Below are 21,131 nucleotides of genomic sequence, written 5' to 3'. Positions count from 1 at the left end.
GAAAGGCACGCGTAGCCCATGAGTGACGACACAGCCAAAGCGACGACCACGGATGCCGGCGTTCCGGTCGAAAGCGATGAGCACTCGCTCACGGTCGGCGCCGGCGGCCCGATCCTCCTGCAGGACTCCTATCTGATCGAGCAGATGGCGCAGTTCAACCGGGAGCGGATCCCGGAGCGGCAGCCGCACGCCAAGGGCAGCGGCGCCTTCGGCCACTTCCAGGTCACCGCCGACGTCAGCCCCTACACGAAGGCCGCGCTGTTCCAGCCCGGGACGCGGACCGAGCTGGTGACCCGGTTCTCCACGGTCGCCGGCGAGCGCGGGAGCCCGGACACCTGGCGCGACCCCCGCGGATTCGCGGTGAAGTTCTACACCACCGAGGGCAACTACGACATGGTGGGGAACAACACCCCGGTGTTCTTCATCAAGGACCCGATGAAGTTCCAGCACTTCATCCGCTCCCAGAAGCGCCGCGCGGACAACAACCTCCGCGACCACGACATGCAGTGGGACTTCTGGACCCTCTCGCCCGAGTCCGCGCACCAGGTCACCTGGCTGATGGGCGACCGGGGCATTCCGCGGACCTGGCGCCACATGAACGGCTACACGTCCCACACCTACATGTGGATCAACGCCCAGGGCGAGCGGTTCTGGGTGAAGTACCACTTCAAGACCGACCAGGGCATCGAGTGCTTCACCCAGCACGAGGCCGACCAGATGTGCGCGGCCGACACGGATTACCACACCCGTGATCTCTTCGAGCACATCCGCGACGGGGAGTACCCGAGCTGGACGCTGTACGTGCAGATCATGCCGTACGACGACGCCGCCACGTACCGCTTCAACCCGTTCGACCTGACCAAGGTGTGGCCGCACGCCGACTACCCGCTGGTCGAGGTCGGCAAGATGACGCTCGACCGCAATCCGACGGACAACCACGCGGAGATCGAGCAGGCGGCGTTCCAGCCGAACAACCTGGTCCCGGGGATCGGCCCGAGCCCCGACCGGATGCTGCTCGGCCGGCTGTTCTCCTACGCCGACGCGCACCGGCACCGGATCGGGGGCAACTACCAGCAGCTGCCGGTCAACGCTCCCGTCGCGCCCGTGAACACGTACTCCAAAGACGGGGCCATGGCCTACCGCAAGACCACGGACCCGGTGTACGCGCCGAACTCCAAGGGCGGCCCGGCGGCCGACACGGACCGCTACGGCACACCGCCCAGCTGGTCCGCGGACGGTGACATCACCCGCGCCGCCTACGTCGACCACGCCGAGGACGACGACTGGGGCCAGGCGGGCACGATGGTCCGCGAGGTCCTCGACGACGCCGCGCGCGACCGTCTCGTGGACAACGTCGTCGGCCACCTGCTCAACGACGTGAGCGAGCCGGTGCTGCACCGTGCGTTCGAGTACTGGTCCAACATCGACCGGACCATCGGTGAGCGCATCAAGCAGGGCGTGCAGGCCAAGGCCGGCGAGAAGGACCCCAAGGCGGCGGAGCAGGCCAACCCGGCGCGCAGCAGCATGCAGGACAAGGCCTGAGGTACACCCGCGGCCCTCGGGCGGGTGACGGCTACCGACGCGTGGCCGGAGTCCCGCCCGAGCCGCGGGTGAGGTGCTCGACAGCCTGCGCACCGCCGTCTCCAGGCCCGTGCCCGCGCGGAAGTCGATGAAGGACTCATGGGCGAGGTCCCGGATCAGGGTGCGGCCCGCGTGTGCGAGGGGGTGCCCGGGGGCCGTGATGAGCACCAGTTCCTCGTGCCAGGATACGAACTCCACCAGTCCTTCGGGGAGTTCGGCCGCGTCCGGGGCGAGGTAGGCGAGGTCGAGTTCGCCGGCGCGCAGTGCGGCGTACAGCTCGTCGACCGGCGCGTCGCGTGCGGACACCTGGATGCCGGGCAGTCGGCGATGGCACGCCGCGAGTTCCGTGGGCAGGTCCACGGGGGGTGAGGGTCTGGATCGTGCCGATGGACACGCGTCCGGTGGTCAGTGACGGAGCTGACGCATCTCCATCCATCTACTCTATCGATGGCAGGCAGCTATCCGATCTGTTGGACCGACCGGGTGGGGGCGCCGGATCCTGCTGGCATGAACCGCGTACCCGCCCTGTGGGCCGCCGCCCACTCCCCTCGCCGCCTCCACCCCCGTCCGGGCCGCCGCCCGCCAACTGGTCCGTCTGCGCGGCCTGTTGCGCGCCCTCGCGCTGGCGGACCACACATATTTCGGGGGCTACCAGGGTTGCCTTCGTCGGGGTTCGGTGGACCTGACTGCACGCTTCCGCGAGCCGAGTCGTAGCCTGCCGTCGTGACCGAGACGCTGAATCCCACTCCCGACGACGCCTTCGCGATGCTGCTGGACGGCAACCGACGCTTCGTCACCGGCACCCCCGGACATCCCAACCAGGACGCCGCGCGCCGTACCGAGACCGCGCCCGGGCAGAACCCCTTCGCGGTGCTGTTCGGCTGCTCCGACTCCCGCCTTGCCGCCGAGATCATCTTCGACCAGGGGCTCGGGGACATGTTCGTGGTCCGCACGGCCGGCCACGTGGTCGGTTCGGAGGTGCTGGGCAGCATCGAGTACGGGGTGAGCGTGCTGGGCTGCCCGCTGGTCGTGGTCCTCGGCCATGACTCCTGCGGGGCGATCGCCGCCGCCAAGGACGCCGCCGACGGTGGCAGGGCACCCGCCGGTTTCGTGCGTGACGTCGTCGAGCGCGTGACGCCGAGCGTGCTCGCGGCCCGCGCCGACGGCCGCGGTTCGGACCAGGAGATCCTGCACGAGCACATACGGCACACCGTCGACCTGCTGCTGGACCGTTCCCGTGTGCTGTCCGAGCAGGTGGCCGCAGGACGCCTCGCCGTGGTGGGCCTGTCCTACCGACTGGCCGACGGCACCGCGCAGCTGGTCGCCTCCCACGGCCTGAGCGAAACCGCCGACGCCGCACTCTGACCCCCGCCCCATCGAAAGAAGCGCACCACAGTGAAGGACAACGCGAGGGTGCCGGCACCCACCAGCGACATCCACATCGACAAGGCGGTCGCCGTGCTGCGCGCCGGTGGGCTCGTCGCCCTCCCGACGGAGACGGTCTACGGCCTGGGCGCCGACGCCGAGAACCCGGCCGCCGTCGCCCGCATCTTCGAGACCAAGGGCCGCCCGCCCAACCACCCGCTGATCGTCCACATCGGCGGCGCCGAGAACCTGGGCGACTGGGCCGAGGACGTGCCCGAGGCGGCGCGCCTGCTCGCGGAGCGCTTCTGGCCGGGGCCGCTCACGCTGGTCCTGCGGCGCAGCGGCCGGGTGCCTCACGAAACCACCGGCGGGCTCGAGACGGTGGGGCTGCGCGTGCCCGATCACCCCGTCGCACTGGAGCTGCTCAACGCCTTCGGCGGCGGCATCGCGGCCCCGTCCGCCAACCGGTTCGGCTCGGTCAGCCCCACCACCGCCGATCACGTCCGCGCGGAGCTCGGTGACGGTGTCGACTTCGTGCTCGACGGCGGCCCCTGTGAGGTCGGCGTCGAGTCGACCATCGTGGATGCCACGAGCGAGTCGCTGAGCATTCTGCGGCCGGGCGGCGTGACGCGCGAGGACCTCGAACAGGCGCTGGGACGCCCCCTCGACGTCCCCGACACCAGCGAGGTGCGCGTACCGGGCCAGCATCCTTCGCACTACGCGCCAAACGCGCGCGTCGTCCTCGTCGAGCCGGAGGAGATCCTCGCCGAGACGGTCCGCGCGCACGAACTCGGCCGCCGGGTGGGCGTGTTCCTGCCGTCGACACTCGCCGACGCTCCGGAGACGGTGAAGGCGCACGCCGTGGTCGCCGTCCCCGCGTCGCTGGACGCCTACGCGCGCGGCCTCTACGGCTACCTGCGCGAACTCGACGAGCAGGGCTGCGACCTCATCCTCGCGTCGCTGCCGGCGCAGGAGGGCCTCGGCCTCGCGATCGCCAACCGCTTGCGCCGCGCGGCCGGGCCCCGGCCCGCGTAACCGACGGGCCGGGCGCTTCCGGTCAGCGGGCGGCGAGGAGTTCCAGCGTGTCGATCACCCGGTTCGAGAAGCCCCACTCGTTGTCGTACCAGGCGACCACCTTGATGTGTCGGCCGTCGACGCGGGTGAGGGCCGAGTCGAAGATCGACGAGGCGGGGTTGCCCACGATGTCGGAGGACACGAGCGCGTCCTCGGAGTATTCGAGGACGCCGGCGAGCGGGCCATCGGCCGCGGCGCGGTAGGCGGCCAGCACCTCGTCGCGCGTCACGTCGCGGGCGACGGTCGTGTTGAGTTCGACGATCGAGCCCACCGGTACGGGGACGCGGATCGAGTCGCCCGACAGCCTGCCGTCGAGGTTCGGGAGGACCAGGCCGATCGCCTTGGCGGCGCCGGTCGTGGTCGGCACGATGTTGACCCCGGCGGCGCGGGCGCGGCGGGCGTCGCGGTGCGGGCCGTCCTGGAGGTTCTGCTCCTGCGTGTAGGCGTGCACCGTCGTCATGAACCCGTGCTCGATACCGGCGAGTTCGTCGAGCACCTTGGCCAGGGGCGCGAGCGCGTTGGTGGTGCAGGAGGCGTTCGAGACGATCGTGTGCACGGCCGGGTCGTACGCGTCACTGTTGACCCCGTACGCGAGGGTGACGTCGGCGCCGTCCGACGGGGCGCTGACGAGCACCTTCTTCGCGCCCGCGTCGAGGTGGGCGCGGGCCGCCTTGGCCGAGGTGAAGCGGCCGGTGGCCTCCAGGACGAGGTCGACGCCGAGTTCGGCCCACGGCAGCTGCGCCGGTTCGCGTTCGGCCGTCACCGTGATCCGCCGGCCGTCGACGACGAGGGTGTTCCCGTCGACGGTGACCGGGCGCCCGAGCCGTCCTGCCGTGCTGTCGAAGGCGAGCAGCCGGGCGAGCGTGGCGGGCTCCGTCAGGTCGTTGACGGCGACGACCTCGAGGTCGCTGTCGCGCTCCAGCAGGGAGCGCAGCACATTGCGGCCGATGCGGCCGAATCCGTTGATGGCGATGCGAGTCATGAATGGTGTCCCTTCCGTTCCCCACCAGGCTCGCGCGCGGCTCGCGGTGCGGACAGTGGCGGGATCGCCACGCTTCAAAAGGATCCCGCCACGCGGCGTCGAGCGGCCCCGGGGCGGGTCAGCCGCCCGGGGTGAAGGTGCGCCGGTACTCGCTCGGTGTGGTGCCGAGGATGCGCTGGAAGTGCAGCCTCAGGTTCGCGCCGGTGCCGAGCCCGACGTCGGCGGCGATCTGTTCGACGCTGCGCTGCGAGCGCTCGAGCAGTTCGCGGGCCAGGTCGATACGGGCGCGCATCACCCACTGCATCGGGGTGTAGCCGGTCTCGTCGACGAAGCGCCGGGAGAAGGTGCGCGGTGACACCCCGGCCTGCCGCGCCAGCGTGTCGAGGGTGAGGGGCTCGCCGAGCCGGTGCAGCGCCCATTCGCGGGTGGCGGCGAATCGCTCCCCGAGCGGCTCGGGGACGCTGCGCGGCACGTACTGGGCCTGGCCGCCGCTGCGGTAGGGCGCGGCGACCAGGCGGCGGGCGGCGTGGTTGGACGCGGCGACTCCGAGGTCGCCGCGCAGGATGTGCAGGCACAGGTCGATGCCGGAGGCGGCGCCGGCCGAGGTGAGCACGCTGCCCTCGTCGACGAACAGCACGTTCTCGTCGACCTGGACGAGCGGATGCCTGGCCGCGAGGGCGCGCGTGTAGTGCCAGTGCGTCGTGGCGCGCCTGCCGTCGAGCAGTCCCGTGGCGGCGAGCGCGAAGGCGCCGGTCGAGATGGCGGCGAGCCGGGCGCCCCGCTCGTGGGCGGCGAGCAGCGCGTCGACGACGGCCCGCGGCGGGTCCTCGCGGTCGGGGAACCGGTAGCCGGGAACGAAGACGATGTCGGCCCACGCGAGGGCTTCGAGCCCGTACGCCACGGAGTACGCGAGTCCGTCGCCGCCGGTCACGAGCCCGGGCTCCGCCCCGCACACCCGCACCTCGTACGGCATGCTCGCGCGGGCCGTGAACACCTGCGCGGGAATCCCGACGTCGAGCGGCTTGGCGCCCTCGAGCACGAGGACGGCGACATGGTGCGGGCGGGAGGCTGACACAGGAGGAGATTACGCGGGAGTGGCCACGATCCCGGCACCGCACTGCCACCGCGACGGGGAGGGCGACAACACGTGGGCGGCCCGCACGCCTTGGCCGTCTCGCACGATGGCGGCGCCATATGCCAACGTACGCCCAGGACCGTATGCTCGCCGCCAATAGGCCCCTCCACCATATGCCGTAGGCATGACCAACAAGCAACCTTGGCCGCCTTCCGCCGGTTCGGATGCCAGGACCGGGCGCTCGGTGCTTCCATGGAACACTCAACGCACCTCAAGCGGGTAGGCCGAGGAGCAACAACATGAGCACGCCGACCTCACCCCTCTTCGACATCAACGTCGTCGACGCCGGAGACCTCGTCCTCCTCCGCGCGCGCGGGGAACTCGACCTGAACACCGCGCCCGGCCTCGACCGGGTGCTTGTCCCGTTGCACCCACGGCGCTGCGAACTCGACTTCGCCGAGGTGCCGTTCACCGACTCGACCGGCATCAACCTCCTCGTGCGCCATCAACAGCTGGCCGCCGACGCGGGAGGCAGCCTGCGCCTGATCGCCGTCAGCGGCCCCGTCCGCCGGGTCCTGGACATCTCCGGCACCGCCCGCCTCCTGCTCGCCACCCCCGAACCGCCGCCGACGGAGGCCACCGACTCCTGAGCCACGACGTCTTCGAGCGGTCCAGGTCAGTGACGCGGTAAGAGACGAAGAGGGTCTTTACGCAGCCCCCTCGGAGCCGCGCACCCGGTAGCGCAAGTACGTGACGTCCCGGTCGTCGAGGCGTCGGGTGAGGTCGAGTTCGATGTGGTCGGCACCGAGGTGGTCGAACAGGCGCCGGCCGTCTCCGAGGAGGACCGGGATCAGGTGGATCTCCATCTCGTCGATGTGGCCGGCCCGCAGGAGCGCCTGGGCCGCGCCCGCCCCGTGGACCATGACCGGCCGGTCCCCGGCGGCCGCGCGGGCCTGCCGGGCGCAGTCCTCGACGTCGGTGACGAATCGTGCGTGGCCGGGCGGTACGTCCCCGTCGTCCACGTGATGGGTGAGGACGAAGATCGGCGCCCCGTCGTGGTGGTCGCCCTGCCAGCGTCCGGCGAGTTCGAAGGTGCGACGGCCGGAGATCACCGCGCCGGTCGCCAGCGCCTCGCGGTAGACCTGTCCGCTGGGGCCGTCGGATTTCCTGTCGTCGAGCCAGTTGAAGAGGCGTCCGCCGTCGCGGCCGAGCTCCTGGCCCGGTCGATCGTCCGGACCGGCGATGAAGCCGTCGAGCGACATCGACATGTACAGCCGAATCGGATTGCGCATGCCGGCCTCCCTCTCTCTTGCACGGCGCGGAAAGGCTCCGTGGTCACAGCGGGAGACTCCAGGCAGCAGGCGAACTCATCGCCCTGGCGAGGCCTACGCCGAGGTCGCTTCATCCCGGATCCGGCCGCTCCGGCCGGAAAGACCCCTACGGTCGGGACCGTCACAAAGATGTCCTGTGTTCATGACATACGCCTAATGGGCGCGGGCCGCGTGCCACGATCGCTCGGACCTTCCGTACCCGACGACGAACCGGGCCCGCACCGAACGACGTTCGGGCCCCCGTCCCCAGGAGCGCGCATGTCCGCGATACCGGTGAGCGACGTCGATCTCTACACGCCCGGCGCGCGGGCCGACCCGTACTCGATCTACAAGGAGTTACGGGCGCTCGGTCCTGTGGTGCACCTGTCCCGCTACGACCTCTACGCCCTCCCCCGCTACCAGGAAGTGCGCGCGGCGCTCATGGACTGGCGGACGTTCTCCTCGGCCCGCGGCGTGTTCGTCGATCCGGACATGAACGCGCAGCTCGAGGGGATCACGCTGTGCAGCGATCCGCCGGAACACACCGCGATGCGAGCGGTGTTGGGCCGTCCGCTGCGCCAGGACCGGATGCGCGACGTCACCCCCACCATCGAGGCGGAGGCCGAGCGGATCGTCGCGGAGCTGGTCGAGCGGGGCCGGTTCGACGCCGCGACGGAGCTGGCCGAGCACCTGCCCATGGCCGTCGTCTCCGACCTCGTCGGCCTGCCCGACCGGGGACGCGACAAGATGCTGGAGTGGGCCGCGGCCATGTGGGACATGCAGGGGCCCGCCAACGAGCGCTTCACGAAGGCGGCGCCCGTGGCCGAGGAGTTCATGGACTACGTCGCCCACGAGGCGGTCCCCGGGCGCATCGACCCCGACGGCTGGGCCGCCAACCTCCATCAGGCGGCCGACCGCGGGGAGTTGCCGCGAGAGAAGTGCCCGGCGCTGATGCTCGACTACGTCACGCCGAGCCTCGACACCACGATTCTCGCGATCACGAACGCGATCGCGCTCTTCGCCCAACACCCGGACCAATGGGACCTGTTACGGGCCGACCGGTCCCTGATTCCCCACGCCATCAATGAGTCGCTGCGCCTGGAGACCCCGGTGCCGCAGTTCAGCCGCGTCCTCACCGAGGACCACGAGATCGACGGCGTAGGTATCCCCGCCGGCAGCCGTGTGGCCCTGCTCTACGGCTCCGCGAACCGCGACGAGCGCCACTACCCGGACCCCGAACGCTTCGACATCACCCGCCGCCCCTCGGACCACCTGGCCTTCGGCCGCGGCGAACACGTCTGCGTCGGCATGCACCTGGCCCGCGTGGAGATGGGCACGCTCCTGGAGCGCCTCGCCGACCGGGTGAGCCGGTTCGAGACCGTGTCCTCGAGGCCGCTGCTCAACAACGGGCTGCGCGGGCTGGAGCATCTGGAGGTCACGGTGAGCGTCTAGGGCCTGCCCGTCGGCCTCATGACAGGATTCCTGTATGCCGAACGTTGTCGTGTCTCCCGAGGTGTCCATCGCGTACGAGAGCTTCGGCGACCCCGGGGATCCACCCGTCCTGCTCGTGATGGGTTTCGGCGCGCAGCTGCTCGGCTGGCACGAGGACTTCTGCCGGGCGCTGGCGGACCGCGGCCGGTACGTGATCCGATACGACAACCGAGACTGCGGGCTGTCCACCAAGTTCGACGAACACCCTGTTGACATGGGCGAGTTCATCGCCGCCGTCGGCTCGGGTGACCTTCCCACCGCCCTCGCGATGGTTCCCTACCGGCTTAGCGACATGGCCGACGACGGACTCGGCCTGCTCACCGCTCTCGGTATCGAACGCGCCCACGTGGTCGGCGCCTCGATGGGCGGGATGATCGCCCAGACGATGGCCCTCTCCTCCCCGGACCGGGTGCTTACCTTGACGTCGATGATGTCCTCGACCGGCGAGAGTGAGTACGGCCGGTCCAGCCCGGAAGCGCAGGCGGCACTGTTCACTCCGAAGCCGGCGGATCGCGAGGGATACGTCGCGGCGGCGGAGAAGGAGCTGGTGTGGGCCTCCAAGCGCTACGGCGACGCGGCGGCGCTGCGTGAGCTGGCCGCCGCGAGCCACGACCGCTCGTACTACCCCGCGGGGATCGGGCGGCAACTCGGCGCGATGATCCTCAGCGGTTCACGCGCGGACGCCCTCCGCGAACTGCGGGTGCCGACGCTGGTGATCCACGGTCTGGACGACACGCTGATCGACCCCAGCGGCGGAAAGCGCACCGCGGAGCTGGTGCCGGGTGCGGAACTCCTGCTGATCCCCGACATGGGCCACGACCGCCCCCCAGAGCTCTGGCCGGACCTCATCGACGCCGTGGTGTCCCACACCGGTTGAGCAGGTCGTCCGTAGCACCTGCGGCCCGGGCATCGGAGTCGAGGGCCTCGTACCGTCGGTAAACTGGCCCTTGATGCCGAAAACCCGCCAGCCGCCGTCGGCCCCCTTGAAGTCCTCGGCTCCGCAGGACATGCCCAGCGGAGCCGGGTGGCTGCCGCACGGCTACGCGATGGCCTCGCACACCCACGAGGCGGGGCAGCTCGTCTACGCAGCCGCCGGGACGCTGGCCACCACGACGGAGCGCGGCACCTGGGTCGCTCCCGCCAACCGCGTGACGTGGACGCCGCCCGGCTTCGCCCACTCCCACCGCTTCTACGGCCGCACCGACACGCGACTGCTGACCGTTCCGGTCGAGCTGTGCCATGAACTGATCGCGCATCCAAGCGTGTTCGCGGTCGGCCCGCTGCTGCGCGAGGCCGTCCTCGCCCTCACCGGCGACCGGCCCGAGACACGTCCCGGCGCCCACCAGCGGCTGCTCGCCGTGGTCATCGACGAGCTGTCCAACACCCCCGAGCTGTCCCTGCATCTGCCCGAGGCGGACGATGATCGGCTCCGTGCCGTCACCGATCTTCTGCACGCCGATCCGGCCCGGCCCGCGACACTGTCCGAGCTCGGACGCGTCGCGGGAGCCAGCGAGCGCACACTGAGCCGCCTGTTCCACACGGAGCTCGGCATGAGCTTCCACCGGTGGCGCACCATCCTGCGCATCCATCACGCGCTGGCCCATCTGACGGAGGGCATGTCGGTCACCGACACCGCGATGGCGTGCGGCTGGTCGAACCCGTCCAGCTTCATCGACGCCTTCAACGACGTCGTCGGCCAAACCCCGGGCAGCTACCAGGCGGACCTGCGCAACAGCCCCGCGATGCCCTAGGTGTGCCGCTCCTCCGCACATTGGCGGGTTTTCGGTATCACGTGTCCATTCACCGGTTGGTGACGGCTGATGCCGGTTCCACAGTGGTGTCAGTACGCCGCCGCCCAGGCGGCACGGCCGCCCCCGCAGCGCGGAGTGCGCGGCCCCACCTTCTGCAAGGAGCTCGAAAAACCATGACCGAAACCGGCAGGGACACGACCGTCGTGATCGTCGGGGGCGGAGTCGCCGGACTCACGCTGGGCAATTTTCTCCTGGGCAAGGGGATCGGTTGCGTCGTCCTCGAAAAGCACAGTCGTGACTATGTGGAGCAGCGGCAGAGGGCCGGGGCTCTCGATGCCAACGGTGTGCGTGTACTGAACGAGTGGGGGCTGGGAGAGGCCGTCGAGGGCTACAGCCATGGGGACTCCGACGCGGGTGTGCCGCTGCTGATCGACGGAGAGGAACGACAGTGGAGGGTGGGCGGCGGTGACGACGAGGACGAGGTCGACGGGGCGTTCTGCCCGCAGCAGATCCTCGTCCGCAATCTGATCAGGATCTTCCTGCGCGATGGCGGTGACCTGCGCTTCGGAGCGCAGGACGTATCCCTGCACGACATCGACATCGACATCGACATCGGCACCGACACCGGCACCGGCACCGGCACCGGCACCGAGCAGCCGACTGTTCGCTACCGGGACGCCGACGGCTCGACGCGGACGCTCACGTGCGCCTTCGTCGCCGGCAGCGATGGCTACCGCGGCGTCAGCCGGACGGCCGTCCCCGACGACGTACTCACCAGCTCCACCTACGAGTTCGGCTACGCCTGGCTGAGCGCGATGACGCAGGCGCCGGCGGATCCCCTGGCCGTGCTGGCCGTGCACTCGCGCGGTTTCGCCGCGCGGATCACCCGTGGCCCGCACGCGAGCCGTCTCTACTTGCAGTGTCCACTCACGGACACCGTCGAACAGTGGCCCGACGAGCGCATCTGGAACGAACTGGAGGCTCGCTTCGGTGGGCCCGTGGAGCCCAGGGGCCCGATCACCAGCAGGCAGGTCGTACCGCTGCGCGGAGTGGTCTTCAGCCCCATGCGCCATGGACGCCTGTACCTGCTCGGGGACGCGGCCCACCTCATCTCCCCGATGAGCGCGGAGGGCATGAGCCTCGCCCTCCACGACGCCGACGCACTGGCCAAGGCGGTCGTCCGGCAGGTGGAGAAGAACGACTCGACCCTGCTCGACAGCTACTCCGACACCTGCCTGAACCACACATGGGAGCGCCAGGCATCCGCTGTCCGGATGACGCAGACCATGCACGACTCCGGTGACACCACCTACGAAGGGGAGTTCCGCAAGCAGATCGCCCGCAAGAACCTGGAAACCATGCTGGAACCGGCGGCGCCTCACGCCTCGTAGGTCGTGGACACACCCGGTCGATGTGCTCCGCGGTGATCCGCGCAGGCCTCGGGTGCCGTCCTTCATGATGACCCGGGGTCGCCAAGGAACCATCGGTCCGTGTGGTCGGCCGAACGCGTCCGGGGGCCGGGGGAATTCAGTCCTTGTCGACGTGCTCGTTCAGGACCTTGCCGTTGGCCGCGTCGATGTCGAACGACGTCTTGTCCCAGGTGGCAGGGGTGACCACGTCGACCGACCAGACCGTGGACCCGCTGTCGGAGTCGTCGAGGGCGACGGAGGTGACCTTGCCCTTCTTCCGCTCTGTGGCCGTATCGGCGGCCTTCACCGCCGTGATCTTGGCCGCGGCGAGCTTGTCGGAGTTCTCCTTCTTGTCGTCCGCGTCCTGGTCCTTGTCCGTCGTAGAGCCGCTCACCTTGCCGGTGACGGCATCGACGCGTACGTCGGTGCTCGTGCCGTCGGACGCGACGACCTCTGCTTCCCACTCCGGGTTGCCCTGGTTGTCGTCTCCGAGCTCGATGTCCAGGAGCTTGCTGCCGGAGACCTCCTTCTCGGCGGTGCGTGCCGCCTTGTCCCAGCCGACCTTCGTCGCGGAGAGCAGCTTCTTGCGCTCGGCCTGGTCCTCGTTCAGCCGGCCGGTCGGGGTCGCGTCGCCGGCCTGGTCCTGCTGGGAGGCGCTCTCGCTCTTCTTGGCGCCCGAGGAGGTGTCGTCCCCGTCGTCCGACGAGCACGCGCTCAGCAGGGAGAGCGATGCGGCGACGGCGCACACGACGCCGACGGCACGCCCTCGCGCGCTTCGGTTGCTCCGCTTCACGGGTACAGAGTGCATGGGTGGGCCTTTCGTGCCGTGGGCCGGGGAGATCCGTGCCGCTCCCGCGCCCAGGTCACCCCGTGCGCCCGCCGCCCTCACGGCGACTCCGCAAACGGGCACGAAGCGGACGCCCGCCGATCGTCCCAGCCTCCCCGGGGCTCGGCATCCCGACGCCCCGACGTCCCGGCACACGGTCTCGGCCCTGCCCGTCGCGACGGCCCGGCGCACGGCCTCCCGCCCTGCCCGACACGCGCGCAGGAGCCGGGAGGCCGATTGACCCGATCGGCCGTCAGCCCTTCTTCAGTTCCTCGGCGAACATCACGATGATGCCGCTGGGGCCGCGGACATACGTGAGCTTGTAGATGTCCTCATAGGTGCCCACGCCGCGAAGCGGGTGGCACCCGTGCTTGGCGGCCGTCTCGAGGGCCTCTTCGATGTTGTCGACCGAGAAGGCGACGCGGTGCATACCGATCTCGTTGGGGAGGGTCGGCTCCGTCTCGATCGCATCGGGGTGGATGTACTCGAAGAGCTCCAGGCGACCCTGTCCGTCCGGCGTCTGGAGCATCGCGATCTTGGCGTGATTGCCATCGAGTCCGACGGCGGTATCGGTCCACTCCCCACTGACCGTGTCCCGGCCGAGGACCGTGAGGCCGAGGTCGGTGAAGAAGGAGATCGTTGCTTCGAGGTCGCGAACAGCGATGGCGACGTTCTCAAGTTTGATGGCCATGCGTTGCATGCTACGAGTCGGGCGGCCGCGAATTGCGTTAAGGGACCATCAAGCCGCTGGTAGCAGGACATACTTGAGGGCACGGGGGCGGGATGGCCCCTCGTTGACTCGAGGCAAGGAGGCGGCGTTCGGTGAGCAGCGTCACGACGGGACTGCAGAAGATCGAGGTCAGGCTTCGGTGGGACCCCAGCCCCGTCGGGGAGTCACCGCGCCATCTCGACATCGTCGCCGCGACGTACTCCGACGACGACGTCGACGGGGATCCCGCGTACGTCGTCCACTACGACAGCCGCTCCCCCGACGGCACCATCAACATGATCCGGGACAGCAAGACCGGGATGGGTTTCGGCTTCGTCGAGGTCATGACTCTCGAACTCGACCGACTGGCGTCCTCCTACGCGCGAGTGGTGGTCGGAGTGGTGATCCATCAGGACGCCGACCCGCGCACCTTCTCCGACATCGAGAATGCCGGGGTCGTGGTCGTGGAGAAGTACACGGAGCTTCTGGAGACCGACTTCACGCCGGTCGCCGGGGCCACCGCCGCGACCATCGTGGAGTTCCGGCGGAATGACTCCGGGGCCTGGAAACTCCACGAACTGATCCAGGGCTTCGACTGCGACGCGAGCGCGTTCCCGGCCGAAATGGGCAGCGCCCGGCAGAGTTGAGCCGGACCAATACCGCTCCCGCTCAGCTCAGTTCGAAGCCGTGGTAGTGGCTCACCGCGATGCCGTCGGTGAGGTCGCGGTAGAGGCCGACGCCGCCGATGAAGGGCATGAACACCCGTTGTTTCCCGGGGATGTTGGCGCCCATGTACCAGGACGCGGCCTGGGGCATGAGCGTGAGGTCGGCGAGGTCGTTGGTGGTGTTGACCCAGTTGTCCTCGGCGTTCGGGTCGGCCTCCATGCGGTGCAGTCCGCGCTCGCGCAGGTGCGTGAGGGCGCGGGTGATCCAGTCCACGTGGTGCTCGATCGAGGTCATCATGTTGGAGAGGACGGACGGGCTCTGGGGGCCGGTCACCGTGAAGAGGTTGGGGAAGCCGGCCGACATCAGGCCCAGATACGTACGCGGGCCGTGCGCCCACTTTTCGCGCAGCGCGAGGCCGTCGGCGCCCCTGATGTCGATGGCGTTCAGGGCGCCGGTCATCGCGTCGAATCCGGTCGCCATGACGATGACGTCGACGTCGTACGCGCCCCCGTCCTCGGTGCGGATCCCGCGCTCGGTCATCCGGTCGATCGGCCGCTCGACGAGGTCGACCAGGGTGACGTTGTCCTGGTTGAACACCTCGAAGTAGCCGGTGTCGACGCACATCCGCTTGCTGGCGATCGGGTACGTGCGCGGGGTGAGCCGCTCGGCGAGTTCGGGGCTCTTCACCTTCTCGCGGATCCGTGCGCGGACGTACTCGGCGACGGCCTCGTTGGCCTCCGCGTCCCTGAGCAGGTCACTGAAGCCGCTGCCGAAGCACAGACCACCGATGTCCCAGCGCCGGTCCAACTCCCTTACGATTTCCTCCTCTTCGGTCTCGACAACGAGCACCTGCGCCTCTTCGTCGCAGTCGAAGCCCTTCGATGAGGCGCGGGAGACCTCGCGTCGTTCGGGGTAGCGCGCCCGCGCCGCGGCGAGACGGGAGGCGTTGGGGCCGTTGTGGGCGGGCACCGCGTAGGACGGGGTGCGCTGGAAGACGGTGAGCGAGCCCACCAGCGGGGCGATCGCGGTGATCGTCTGCAGTCCGGAGGATCCGGTGCCGATCACGGCCACCCGCTTGCCGGCCAGGTCGGCGTCCTCGTGCGGCCAGTTGGACGTCCACAGCACCTCCCCCGCGAAGTCCGTGAGGCCCTCGAAGTCGGGCCGGGACGGCATGGACAGGCACCCGGTGGCCGCGATGACGTACCGGGCGGTGCGGGGTGTTCCGTCGGAGGCCCGGACCGTCCAGCGCTCCGCCGCGTCGTCCCAATCGAGCGATTCCACACGGGTGTTGAAGACGACGTCCCTGCGCAGGTCGAACCGGTCGGCCACATGGCGTACGTAGGCGAGGATCTCCGGCTGGGCCGCGTAGCGCTCGCTCCAGTCCCATTCCTGCTCGAGCTCGGAGTCGAAGGAGTAGGAGTACTCGACGGACTCGATGTCGCAGCGGGCGCCCGGGTAGCGGTTCCAGTACCAGGTGCCGCCGACGTCCGCGCCTGCCTCGATCACGCAGGTGTCGAAGCCGAGCGCGCGCAGCCGGTGCAGCTGGTAGAGGCCGGCGAAACCGGCGCCGATGACGAGCACGTCGTGGTCGGCCATGGCTCACACCGTCCTTTCGGCGACGAACTTGTTGATGTGCTCCGCCACAAGACGCAGCCCGTCCTCGAAGCCCGGCAGGATGCCCGCCATCTGGAAGAAGGCGTGCATCTGGCCCGCGGCCTCTTCAAGTGCCACCGGGACGCCCGCCTCGCGCAGCGCGTGCGCGTAGGCGACTCCCTCGTCGTGCAGCGGATCGCACTCGGCGACGTACACGAGCGCCGGGGGCAGGCCCGCGAGGCTGTCGGCGCGCAGCGGGGAGGCGTCCGGGTGCGTGCGGGCCCGCTCGTCGGGGAGGTAGTGGTCCCAGAACCAGGCCATGGTGTCGCGGGTGAGCATGAGTTGGTTCTGCGGGGCGAGGTACGAGGGCCGGTCCAGGTCGCAGTCGGTGACGGGATAGATCAGGGCCTGGTAGTCGACGGCGGGCCCGCCGCGGTCGCGGGCCCAGCGGGTCATCACCGCTGCGATATTGCCGCCCGCGCTGTCGCCGGCGACGAGCAACGGGGCGCCTTGCGGGGCGAGTTCGTCCCCGTGCTCGGCGGTCCAGGTCAGGGCGGCCCAGCTGTCCTCGATGGCTGTCGGGAACGGATGCTCGGGCGCCTTGCGGTAGTTGACCATCACCACGGTCGACTGCGTCGCGTTCGAGAGCCGGCGGCCCACGTGGTCGTACTGCAGGTCGATGTCCCCGACGACCCAGCCGCCGCCGTGGAAGTACACGACGACCGCCTGCGGGGTGCCCTCGGGACGCAGCACCCTGGTGCGGAATCGCCCGCCGTCGCGGCCCTCGATCTTGACGTCCCGTACCGCGCCGACCTCCGGGCCCCGGCCGCTGATACCGGAGAGGATGGGGGCGTGCAGACGGGCGATGGCCGGCGTGGACTCGTGCATCGCCGGGCCGTCGGCCTTGGCCAGTTCCGCCAGAAACGCCTGGGTCACCGGTTCCAGTGGCATACGGCCGTCCCCTCGTCGATCCTGCTCGTCTTCTCGGAGGTGATGCTCGTACGGCAGGCGGGCCCGGCCCCGCGCACCGGCCGCTGTACCGTGCACGGACCATGCTCGCCGGAGATCCTCGCGAGGTCCAGACCTCGGCGGAGGCCGGCTCGCGCAACGGGTCCTCGGCTCACCCACCGGCCGCGAACGGCAGCGTCTCGTACCGGCGCACGTAGCAGCCGTCCGCGAACGTACCGCGGGGCGCGTCGACCGTGAAGTGCGGAAAACGGGCGAGGAGTTCGGTGAGCGCGATCCGTCCCTGGAGGCGGGCCGCCGCGGCGCCCAGGCAGTGGTGCGGGCCGTAGCCGAAGGCCAGGTGTTGTGGCGTCGTGCGCTCCAGGTCGACCTCGTCGGCATGGGGGCCGAAGGCGCGCGGGTCGCGGTTGGCGGAGCCGTAGAGCAGCAGCACCTTGTCCCCGGCCGGCGCGGTCCTGCCGTGCAGGCTCAGGTCTTCGGTGAGGGTGCGGGCCAGGCCCTGCACCGGCGACGCCAGGCGCAGCGCCTCCTCGACGAAGGGCCCGGCCGACTCCGGGTCGGATGCGAAACGGGCTCGTAACTCTGGCTGTTCGGTGAGGAGTTGCGATACGGTGGTGAGCAGGCCGATGGTCGTGTCGTTGCCGCCGGCGATCATGGTGAAGGCGAATCCCAGGATCCGGATCGCGGCCTGCGGATCGTCGGCCAGGACGCGGACGAGGTCGGAGACGGTGTCGTCGGCCGGGTGTGCGCGGCGCCGCTCGATCAGTTCCGCGAAGTACGCGAAGAGGTCGGCGACCGCCTCGCGCGCGTCGAGCGCGTGGCCCTGGGCGCCCGCCTGCACGATCGACTGTGTCCAGCCCGCGAAACGCTGCCGGTCGGCTTCGTCGACCCCCAGGTAGTGGGCGACGACGAAACACGGGAGCGGCCGCACCAGTTCGGCGACGATGTCGACCGGTTCGCCCGCTGCGGTCATCTCCGCGATCGCGTCGAGCCGGGTGCGTACGAAGTCGCGTATCGCGTCCGCCACGGATTCCACGCGGCGAGGAGTGAACCCCTTGGTGAGCAGCCCGCGGAACTCCGTGTGCTCCGGCGGGTCGAGCATGACCAGCGGCGGCGCGGCCTCCACACCGGCCGCGGCCATGTCGTCGCGGACCACCGTCAGACCCTGGCGTGACGAGAACAGCTCGGGGTGGCGCAGCGCGTCCAGGACGTCGTCGTAGCGGGAGAGCACCCAGTGGTCGCCGCCCTCGACGTGGTGCAGCGGATCGTGGTCGCGCAGGGCCGCGTACATCGCGTAGGGGTCGCGCCAGGACTCGGCACCGCGGGGTAGGAATCGGGCGGGTGGCGGGACGATACTCATGGCGGCACGGTGGGTGACTCCTGACGCACTGTCAATGGACGTGCGGGCAGCCGTCGATCACGGATTTGAAGTGCGACGCCGGGAGGCCGATGAGTTTCGAGGGAACAGGCAGTCGATACCCGTGACGGACGAGACGACGACAAACGGTGGGAGATCCCCGATGGCCAAGGTGTTCACGCACATGACGATGTCGCTGGACGGCTTCATCGCGAGCCCGAAGGACGAGATCGGGGAGCTGTTCGAGTGGTACGAGGCGGGAGGCGTGAACGTCCCCGACCCGAACGAGTCCGTCGACTCCCAGGTCGACGACGCCGGCGCCCAGGTGATGGGAGAGTTGACCGCCAATTGCGGCGCCCTCGTCGCCGGCCGGCGCCTGTTCGACATCGCCGACGGCTGGGGTGACAAGCACCCGGTGGGCGCACCGGTCGTGGTGGTCACTCACCGCGCGCCCGAGGACGCCGCCACGAAGTGGCCCACCACGACGTTCGTCGACGGAGTCGAGGCCGCGATCGTCCGGGCCAAGGAGATCGCCGGCGATCAGGACATCACCATCGCGAGCGCGGCGATCACCCAGCAGGCGCTCGACCTCGGTCTGGTCGACGAGGTGTGCGTCAGCCTCGTCCCCGTACTGTTCGGCGAGGGGATCCCCTACTTCGCGAAGCTGGCGCGCGGCCACCTCCTCCTCGAGGACCCGGTCGTCGTCCAGGGGCGCCGCGCCCTCCACCTGCGGTATCCCGTCCGCCGATAGTCGGCCGTAGGGTCCCCGATGTGGCGGGGCGGCGCCCGGGCTCGATGTCTGCCGCGCTCTTCCCCGCCCCACGGTCGTGATCTACGTTTGGCATCGCCCCGCCACCGAAAGGCCGACGATGCCGTTTCCCACCAGCGTCCAGCACAATCCGGTCGTCCAGCAGGCGGTTCGCCGCCTCGACGAGCTCGGCGACCCCCGCTTCGGACAGACGCTGCTGCGCTGCCTGGACGACACGCTGGCCCGCACCATCCGCCCGATGCCCGACGGCACCGCCTTCGTCGTGACGGGTGACATCCCCGCGATGTGGCTGCGCGACTCGACGACGCAGATGATGCCGTACCTGGCGCTGCTCGAGGGCGACGAGGACCTGCAGGACCTTCTTCTCGCCGTGCTGCGCCGCCAGTTCCGGCAGATCGCGCACAATCCGTACGCCAACGCGTTCAACGCCGAGGCCTCCGGACGGGCGCACGACACGGACGACCTGTGCGAGGACCCCTGGGTCTGGGAGGAGAAGTACGAGGTCGACTCCCTCGCCTTCCCGCTCCTGCTGGCCCATCGCTTCTGGCGGGCGACCGGGCGCACCGACCACTTGGCGCAGGCGTTGGAGGCGGCGCGCGCCGCGATCTCCGTGTGGCGCACGGAGCAGGACCATGAGCACCTCTCCAAGTACCGCTTCGTGCGGGCGAACGTACCGCCGACCGACACCCTGCGGAACGAGGGGCGCGGAACTCCCGTCGCCGAGACCGGGATGACCTGGAGCGGGTTCAGGCCCAGCGACGACGCGTGCACCTATGGCTACAACGTGCCCGCCAACCTGTGCGCCGCCGCTGCCCTCGACGGCGTCGCCAACATGGCGCGGCAGGTTCAGGACACCGAACTCGCCGACGATGCGGCCGAGTTGGCGGTCGAACTGCGCGCGGCGACCCGGCAGCACGGCACCGTCGACCACCCCGACCACGGCTCGATCTACGCCTACGAGGTCGACGGGCTCGGCAACGCGCTCCTGGCGGACGACGCCAACATGCCCAGCCTGCTGTCGCTGCCGCTGGTCGCCGACATCTCGCCGAAGGACCCGCTGTACCTGGCCACCCGCGCGTTCGTCCTCTCGCCCGCCAACCCGACCTGGTACCGCGGAACGGCCGCCGAGGGTGTGGGCAGCCCGCACACCCCTGACGGCTACATCTGGCCCATCGCCCTCGCCGTGGAGGGACTGACCAGCAACGACCCCGAGCGGCGGCTGCGGTTGCTGCACACCCTGATCAACACCGACGCCGGAACCGGGGCGATGCACGAGTCCTTCCACAAGGACGACCCGGACAGGTTCACCCGCGACTGGTTCTCCTGGGCCAATGCCATGTATGCGGAACTGGCCCTGGATCTGGCCGGGTTCGGCACTCGCTCCCTGTGGGATGCGTCCGTGGGTACCTCCTTGGACGCGTCCGCCTAGACAGCCTGTCGGCCACAGCTGCTCTCAGTACGGCAGCCCCTCCGACGCCGCGCGCAGGGCGACGTCGAGGCATGCCGCGAACTCGTCGTACGAGGCATCGGGTTGGTCCGCGTAGCGGCGGGCGAAGTTCTCCGCGGCCGCGCGCAGGGCGCCGTTGAGGGTCGCGGCGTGCACCGTCACGCGCAGGTCGTCGGCTTGGCCGCCGGAGCGTTCCGCGAGCAGGCGGCCGAGGACGGGGAGCGCGTCGTCGTGGGCCTGGAGCCAGACGGCGCGCAGCGCGGGCTCGGTCGAGGTCATGCGGATCAGGGCGAGGATGGTGGGCGTGCCCTGCGGGAGATCTCCCGTTCCGCGCGACTCGGTGAAGAAGTCCAGCAGACTCATCTGCGGTGGCCAGTGGCGCAGTTGGGTCACCGCGAAGTCGAGTCCCGCCGCGAGCAGCGGGAGCACGCAGCTCTCCTTCGTCGGGAAGTGCCGCCACAGGGTGCGTGAGGAGACGCCGACGGCCCCCGCTATCTGCGCTCCCGTCGTGGCGGTGACGCCCTGGGAGGTGAACAGGCGCACCGCTTCGCAGGCGATCTCGAACCGGAGCGCGGCCTTGCGGCGTTCGGCGAGCGAAGGCCGCTCGTCCGTCGGCGTCGCCTCCTGCCGCCACTCTTCCCATGGCATCTGTCGCATGCCGCCATCTTGTCACTGAGTGACACGCGACTCTACTCTGCGGTAGCTGACCGGCGAGTAACCACCGTGCTCTCGACCGGAGTTGGCCGGCGTACGCCCCTGT

Annotated in this window: 20 protein-coding genes and 1 pseudogene; 11 read left to right on the top strand and 10 right to left on the bottom strand. The window is 70.0% G+C overall.

Going from position 1 to position 21,131, the window contains the following annotated elements:
• The first annotated feature begins 18 nt into the window (after positions 1 to 18).
• Positions 19 to 1,542, top strand: coding sequence for a catalase (locus OHA73_RS40720; RefSeq protein ID WP_267067754.1), 1,524 nt, complete (start codon positions 19 to 21; stop codon positions 1,540 to 1,542).
• Positions 1,543 to 1,677: 135 nt separating this feature from the next.
• Here the strand turns inward: OHA73_RS40720 and OHA73_RS40715 are convergent.
• A pseudogene (locus OHA73_RS40715) lies at positions 1,678 to 1,887 on the bottom strand (LysR substrate-binding domain-containing protein); the annotation flags it as partial.
• 417 nt (positions 1,888 to 2,304) lie between these two features.
• Here OHA73_RS40715 and OHA73_RS40710 point away from each other — a divergent pair.
• Both OHA73_RS40710 and OHA73_RS40705 read left to right on the top strand, forming a co-directional pair.
• A complete protein-coding gene (locus OHA73_RS40710; RefSeq protein WP_323179739.1) occupies positions 2,305 to 2,946 on the top strand; it encodes a carbonic anhydrase in 642 nt (213 codons plus the stop codon).
• 48 nt (positions 2,947 to 2,994) lie between these two features.
• The gene (locus OHA73_RS40705) at positions 2,995 to 3,981 is read left to right on the top strand and encodes an L-threonylcarbamoyladenylate synthase (RefSeq protein ID WP_327657759.1); all 987 of its coding nucleotides are present in this window, start codon (positions 2,995 to 2,997) and stop codon (positions 3,979 to 3,981) included.
• 22 nt (positions 3,982 to 4,003) lie between these two features.
• On the opposite strand, the gene gap is transcribed toward OHA73_RS40705, so the two are convergent.
• Both gap and OHA73_RS40695 read right to left on the bottom strand, forming a co-directional pair.
• Positions 4,004 to 5,002 (bottom strand): type I glyceraldehyde-3-phosphate dehydrogenase, encoded by a 999-nt coding sequence (gap, locus tag OHA73_RS40700; RefSeq protein ID WP_267067755.1) that lies wholly within the window; start codon positions 5,000 to 5,002, stop codon positions 4,004 to 4,006.
• A 118-nt stretch (positions 5,003 to 5,120) separates the two neighbouring features.
• Entirely contained in the window at positions 5,121 to 6,077 is a 957-nt protein-coding gene (locus OHA73_RS40695) for a GlxA family transcriptional regulator (RefSeq protein ID WP_327657758.1), read from the bottom strand.
• 299 nt (positions 6,078 to 6,376) lie between these two features.
• Here OHA73_RS40695 and OHA73_RS40690 point away from each other — a divergent pair, with 299 nt between their 5' ends.
• Positions 6,377 to 6,727, top strand: a complete 351-nt coding sequence (locus OHA73_RS40690) for an STAS domain-containing protein (RefSeq protein WP_266723842.1) — start codon at positions 6,377 to 6,379, stop codon at positions 6,725 to 6,727.
• A 57-nt stretch (positions 6,728 to 6,784) separates the two neighbouring features.
• Here the strand turns inward: OHA73_RS40690 and OHA73_RS40685 are convergent, their stop codons facing one another.
• Positions 6,785 to 7,369: a dihydrofolate reductase family protein gene (locus tag OHA73_RS40685; protein ID WP_327657757.1), complete on the bottom strand. Its 585-nt coding sequence runs from the start codon at positions 7,367 to 7,369 to the stop codon at positions 6,785 to 6,787.
• A 297-nt stretch (positions 7,370 to 7,666) separates the two neighbouring features.
• Between OHA73_RS40685 and OHA73_RS40680 the strand changes: the two genes are divergently transcribed.
• The 4 genes from OHA73_RS40680 to OHA73_RS40665 all read left to right on the top strand — a co-directional run bounded on the left by OHA73_RS40680 (position 7,667) and on the right by OHA73_RS40665 (position 12,020).
• Entirely contained in the window at positions 7,667 to 8,839 is a 1,173-nt protein-coding gene (locus OHA73_RS40680; protein ID WP_327657756.1) for a cytochrome P450, read from the top strand.
• A 34-nt stretch (positions 8,840 to 8,873) separates the two neighbouring features.
• A complete protein-coding gene (locus OHA73_RS40675) occupies positions 8,874 to 9,755 on the top strand; it encodes an alpha/beta fold hydrolase (protein ID WP_327657755.1) in 882 nt (293 codons plus the stop codon).
• 73 nt (positions 9,756 to 9,828) lie between these two features.
• Positions 9,829 to 10,629: a helix-turn-helix domain-containing protein gene (locus OHA73_RS40670; RefSeq protein WP_443063178.1), complete on the top strand. Its 801-nt coding sequence runs from the start codon at positions 9,829 to 9,831 to the stop codon at positions 10,627 to 10,629.
• Positions 10,630 to 10,802: 173 nt separating this feature from the next.
• Positions 10,803 to 12,020, top strand: coding sequence for a 4-hydroxybenzoate 3-monooxygenase (locus OHA73_RS40665; RefSeq protein ID WP_327657754.1), 1,218 nt, complete (start codon positions 10,803 to 10,805; stop codon positions 12,018 to 12,020).
• A 136-nt stretch (positions 12,021 to 12,156) separates the two neighbouring features.
• Here OHA73_RS40665 and OHA73_RS40660 read toward each other — a convergent pair whose 3' ends face one another.
• Entirely contained in the window at positions 12,157 to 12,831 is a 675-nt protein-coding gene (locus OHA73_RS40660) for a PepSY domain-containing protein (RefSeq protein ID WP_267067763.1), read from the bottom strand.
• Between the two features lie 286 nt (positions 12,832 to 13,117).
• The gene (locus tag OHA73_RS40655) at positions 13,118 to 13,555 is read right to left on the bottom strand and encodes a VOC family protein (RefSeq protein WP_266723831.1); all 438 of its coding nucleotides are present in this window, start codon (positions 13,553 to 13,555) and stop codon (positions 13,118 to 13,120) included.
• 131 nt (positions 13,556 to 13,686) lie between these two features.
• Here OHA73_RS40655 and OHA73_RS40650 point away from each other — a divergent pair, with 131 nt between their 5' ends.
• Entirely contained in the window at positions 13,687 to 14,220 is a 534-nt protein-coding gene (locus OHA73_RS40650; RefSeq protein ID WP_267067764.1) for a TerD family protein, read from the top strand.
• A 22-nt stretch (positions 14,221 to 14,242) separates the two neighbouring features.
• Here OHA73_RS40650 and OHA73_RS40645 read toward each other — a convergent pair whose 3' ends face one another.
• The 3 genes from OHA73_RS40645 to OHA73_RS40635 form a co-directional block, all read right to left on the bottom strand.
• On the bottom strand, positions 14,243 to 15,835 hold the full coding sequence (locus OHA73_RS40645; protein ID WP_327657753.1) for a flavin-containing monooxygenase: 1,593 nt from the start codon (positions 15,833 to 15,835) through the stop codon (positions 14,243 to 14,245).
• A 3-nt stretch (positions 15,836 to 15,838) separates the two neighbouring features.
• On the bottom strand, positions 15,839 to 16,783 hold the full coding sequence (locus OHA73_RS40640) for an alpha/beta hydrolase (protein ID WP_327657752.1): 945 nt from the start codon (positions 16,781 to 16,783) through the stop codon (positions 15,839 to 15,841).
• A gap of 169 nt (positions 16,784 to 16,952) precedes the next feature.
• On the bottom strand, positions 16,953 to 18,158 hold the full coding sequence (locus OHA73_RS40635) for a cytochrome P450 (RefSeq protein WP_327657751.1): 1,206 nt from the start codon (positions 18,156 to 18,158) through the stop codon (positions 16,953 to 16,955).
• A 160-nt stretch (positions 18,159 to 18,318) separates the two neighbouring features.
• Between OHA73_RS40635 and OHA73_RS40630 the strand changes: the two genes are divergently transcribed.
• A complete protein-coding gene (locus tag OHA73_RS40630; protein ID WP_327657750.1) occupies positions 18,319 to 18,906 on the top strand; it encodes a dihydrofolate reductase family protein in 588 nt (195 codons plus the stop codon).
• Positions 18,907 to 19,024: 118 nt separating this feature from the next.
• Entirely contained in the window at positions 19,025 to 20,353 is a 1,329-nt protein-coding gene (locus OHA73_RS40625) for a glycoside hydrolase family 125 protein (protein ID WP_327657749.1), read from the top strand.
• A gap of 24 nt (positions 20,354 to 20,377) precedes the next feature.
• Here the strand turns inward: OHA73_RS40625 and OHA73_RS40620 are convergent, their stop codons facing one another.
• Positions 20,378 to 21,019, bottom strand: a complete 642-nt coding sequence (locus tag OHA73_RS40620; protein WP_443063241.1) for a TetR family transcriptional regulator — start codon at positions 21,017 to 21,019, stop codon at positions 20,378 to 20,380.
• Positions 21,020 to 21,131: the final 112 nt, after the last annotated feature.

The sequence above is a fragment of the Streptomyces sp. NBC_00483 genome (assembly GCF_036013745.1).
Taxonomy (GTDB): domain Bacteria; phylum Actinomycetota; class Actinomycetes; order Streptomycetales; family Streptomycetaceae; genus Streptomyces.
Note: the sequence above shows the minus strand (reverse complement) of the source record. Positions and strands in the feature narration are given on the sequence as shown.

Bases quoted from the DNA above. Each gene is read 5' to 3' on its own strand.
- OHA73_RS40720 (WP_267067754.1), top strand. From the start codon at position 19: ATGAGTGACGACACAGCCAAAGCGACGACCACGGATGCCGGCGTTCCG.
- gap (WP_267067755.1), bottom strand. From the start codon at position 5,002: ATGACTCGCATCGCCATCAACGGATTCGGCCGCATCGGCCGCAATGTG.
- OHA73_RS40690 (WP_266723842.1), top strand. From the start codon at position 6,377: ATGAGCACGCCGACCTCACCCCTCTTCGACATCAACGTCGTCGACGCC.
- OHA73_RS40685 (WP_327657757.1), bottom strand. From the start codon at position 7,369: ATGCGCAATCCGATTCGGCTGTACATGTCGATGTCGCTCGACGGCTTC.
- OHA73_RS40680 (WP_327657756.1), top strand. From the start codon at position 7,667: ATGTCCGCGATACCGGTGAGCGACGTCGATCTCTACACGCCCGGCGCG.
- OHA73_RS40675 (WP_327657755.1), top strand. From the start codon at position 8,874: ATGCCGAACGTTGTCGTGTCTCCCGAGGTGTCCATCGCGTACGAGAGC.
- OHA73_RS40670 (WP_443063178.1), top strand. From the start codon at position 9,829: ATGCCGAAAACCCGCCAGCCGCCGTCGGCCCCCTTGAAGTCCTCGGCT.
- OHA73_RS40665 (WP_327657754.1), top strand. From the start codon at position 10,803: ATGACCGAAACCGGCAGGGACACGACCGTCGTGATCGTCGGGGGCGGA.
- OHA73_RS40655 (WP_266723831.1), bottom strand. From the start codon at position 13,555: ATGGCCATCAAACTTGAGAACGTCGCCATCGCTGTTCGCGACCTCGAA.
- OHA73_RS40645 (WP_327657753.1), bottom strand. From the start codon at position 15,835: ATGGCCGACCACGACGTGCTCGTCATCGGCGCCGGTTTCGCCGGCCTC.
- OHA73_RS40640 (WP_327657752.1), bottom strand. From the start codon at position 16,783: ATGCCACTGGAACCGGTGACCCAGGCGTTTCTGGCGGAACTGGCCAAG.
- OHA73_RS40635 (WP_327657751.1), bottom strand. From the start codon at position 18,158: ATGAGTATCGTCCCGCCACCCGCCCGATTCCTACCCCGCGGTGCCGAG.
- OHA73_RS40630 (WP_327657750.1), top strand. From the start codon at position 18,319: ATGGCCAAGGTGTTCACGCACATGACGATGTCGCTGGACGGCTTCATC.
- OHA73_RS40625 (WP_327657749.1), top strand. From the start codon at position 19,025: ATGCCGTTTCCCACCAGCGTCCAGCACAATCCGGTCGTCCAGCAGGCG.
- OHA73_RS40620 (WP_443063241.1), bottom strand. From the start codon at position 21,019: ATGCCATGGGAAGAGTGGCGGCAGGAGGCGACGCCGACGGACGAGCGG.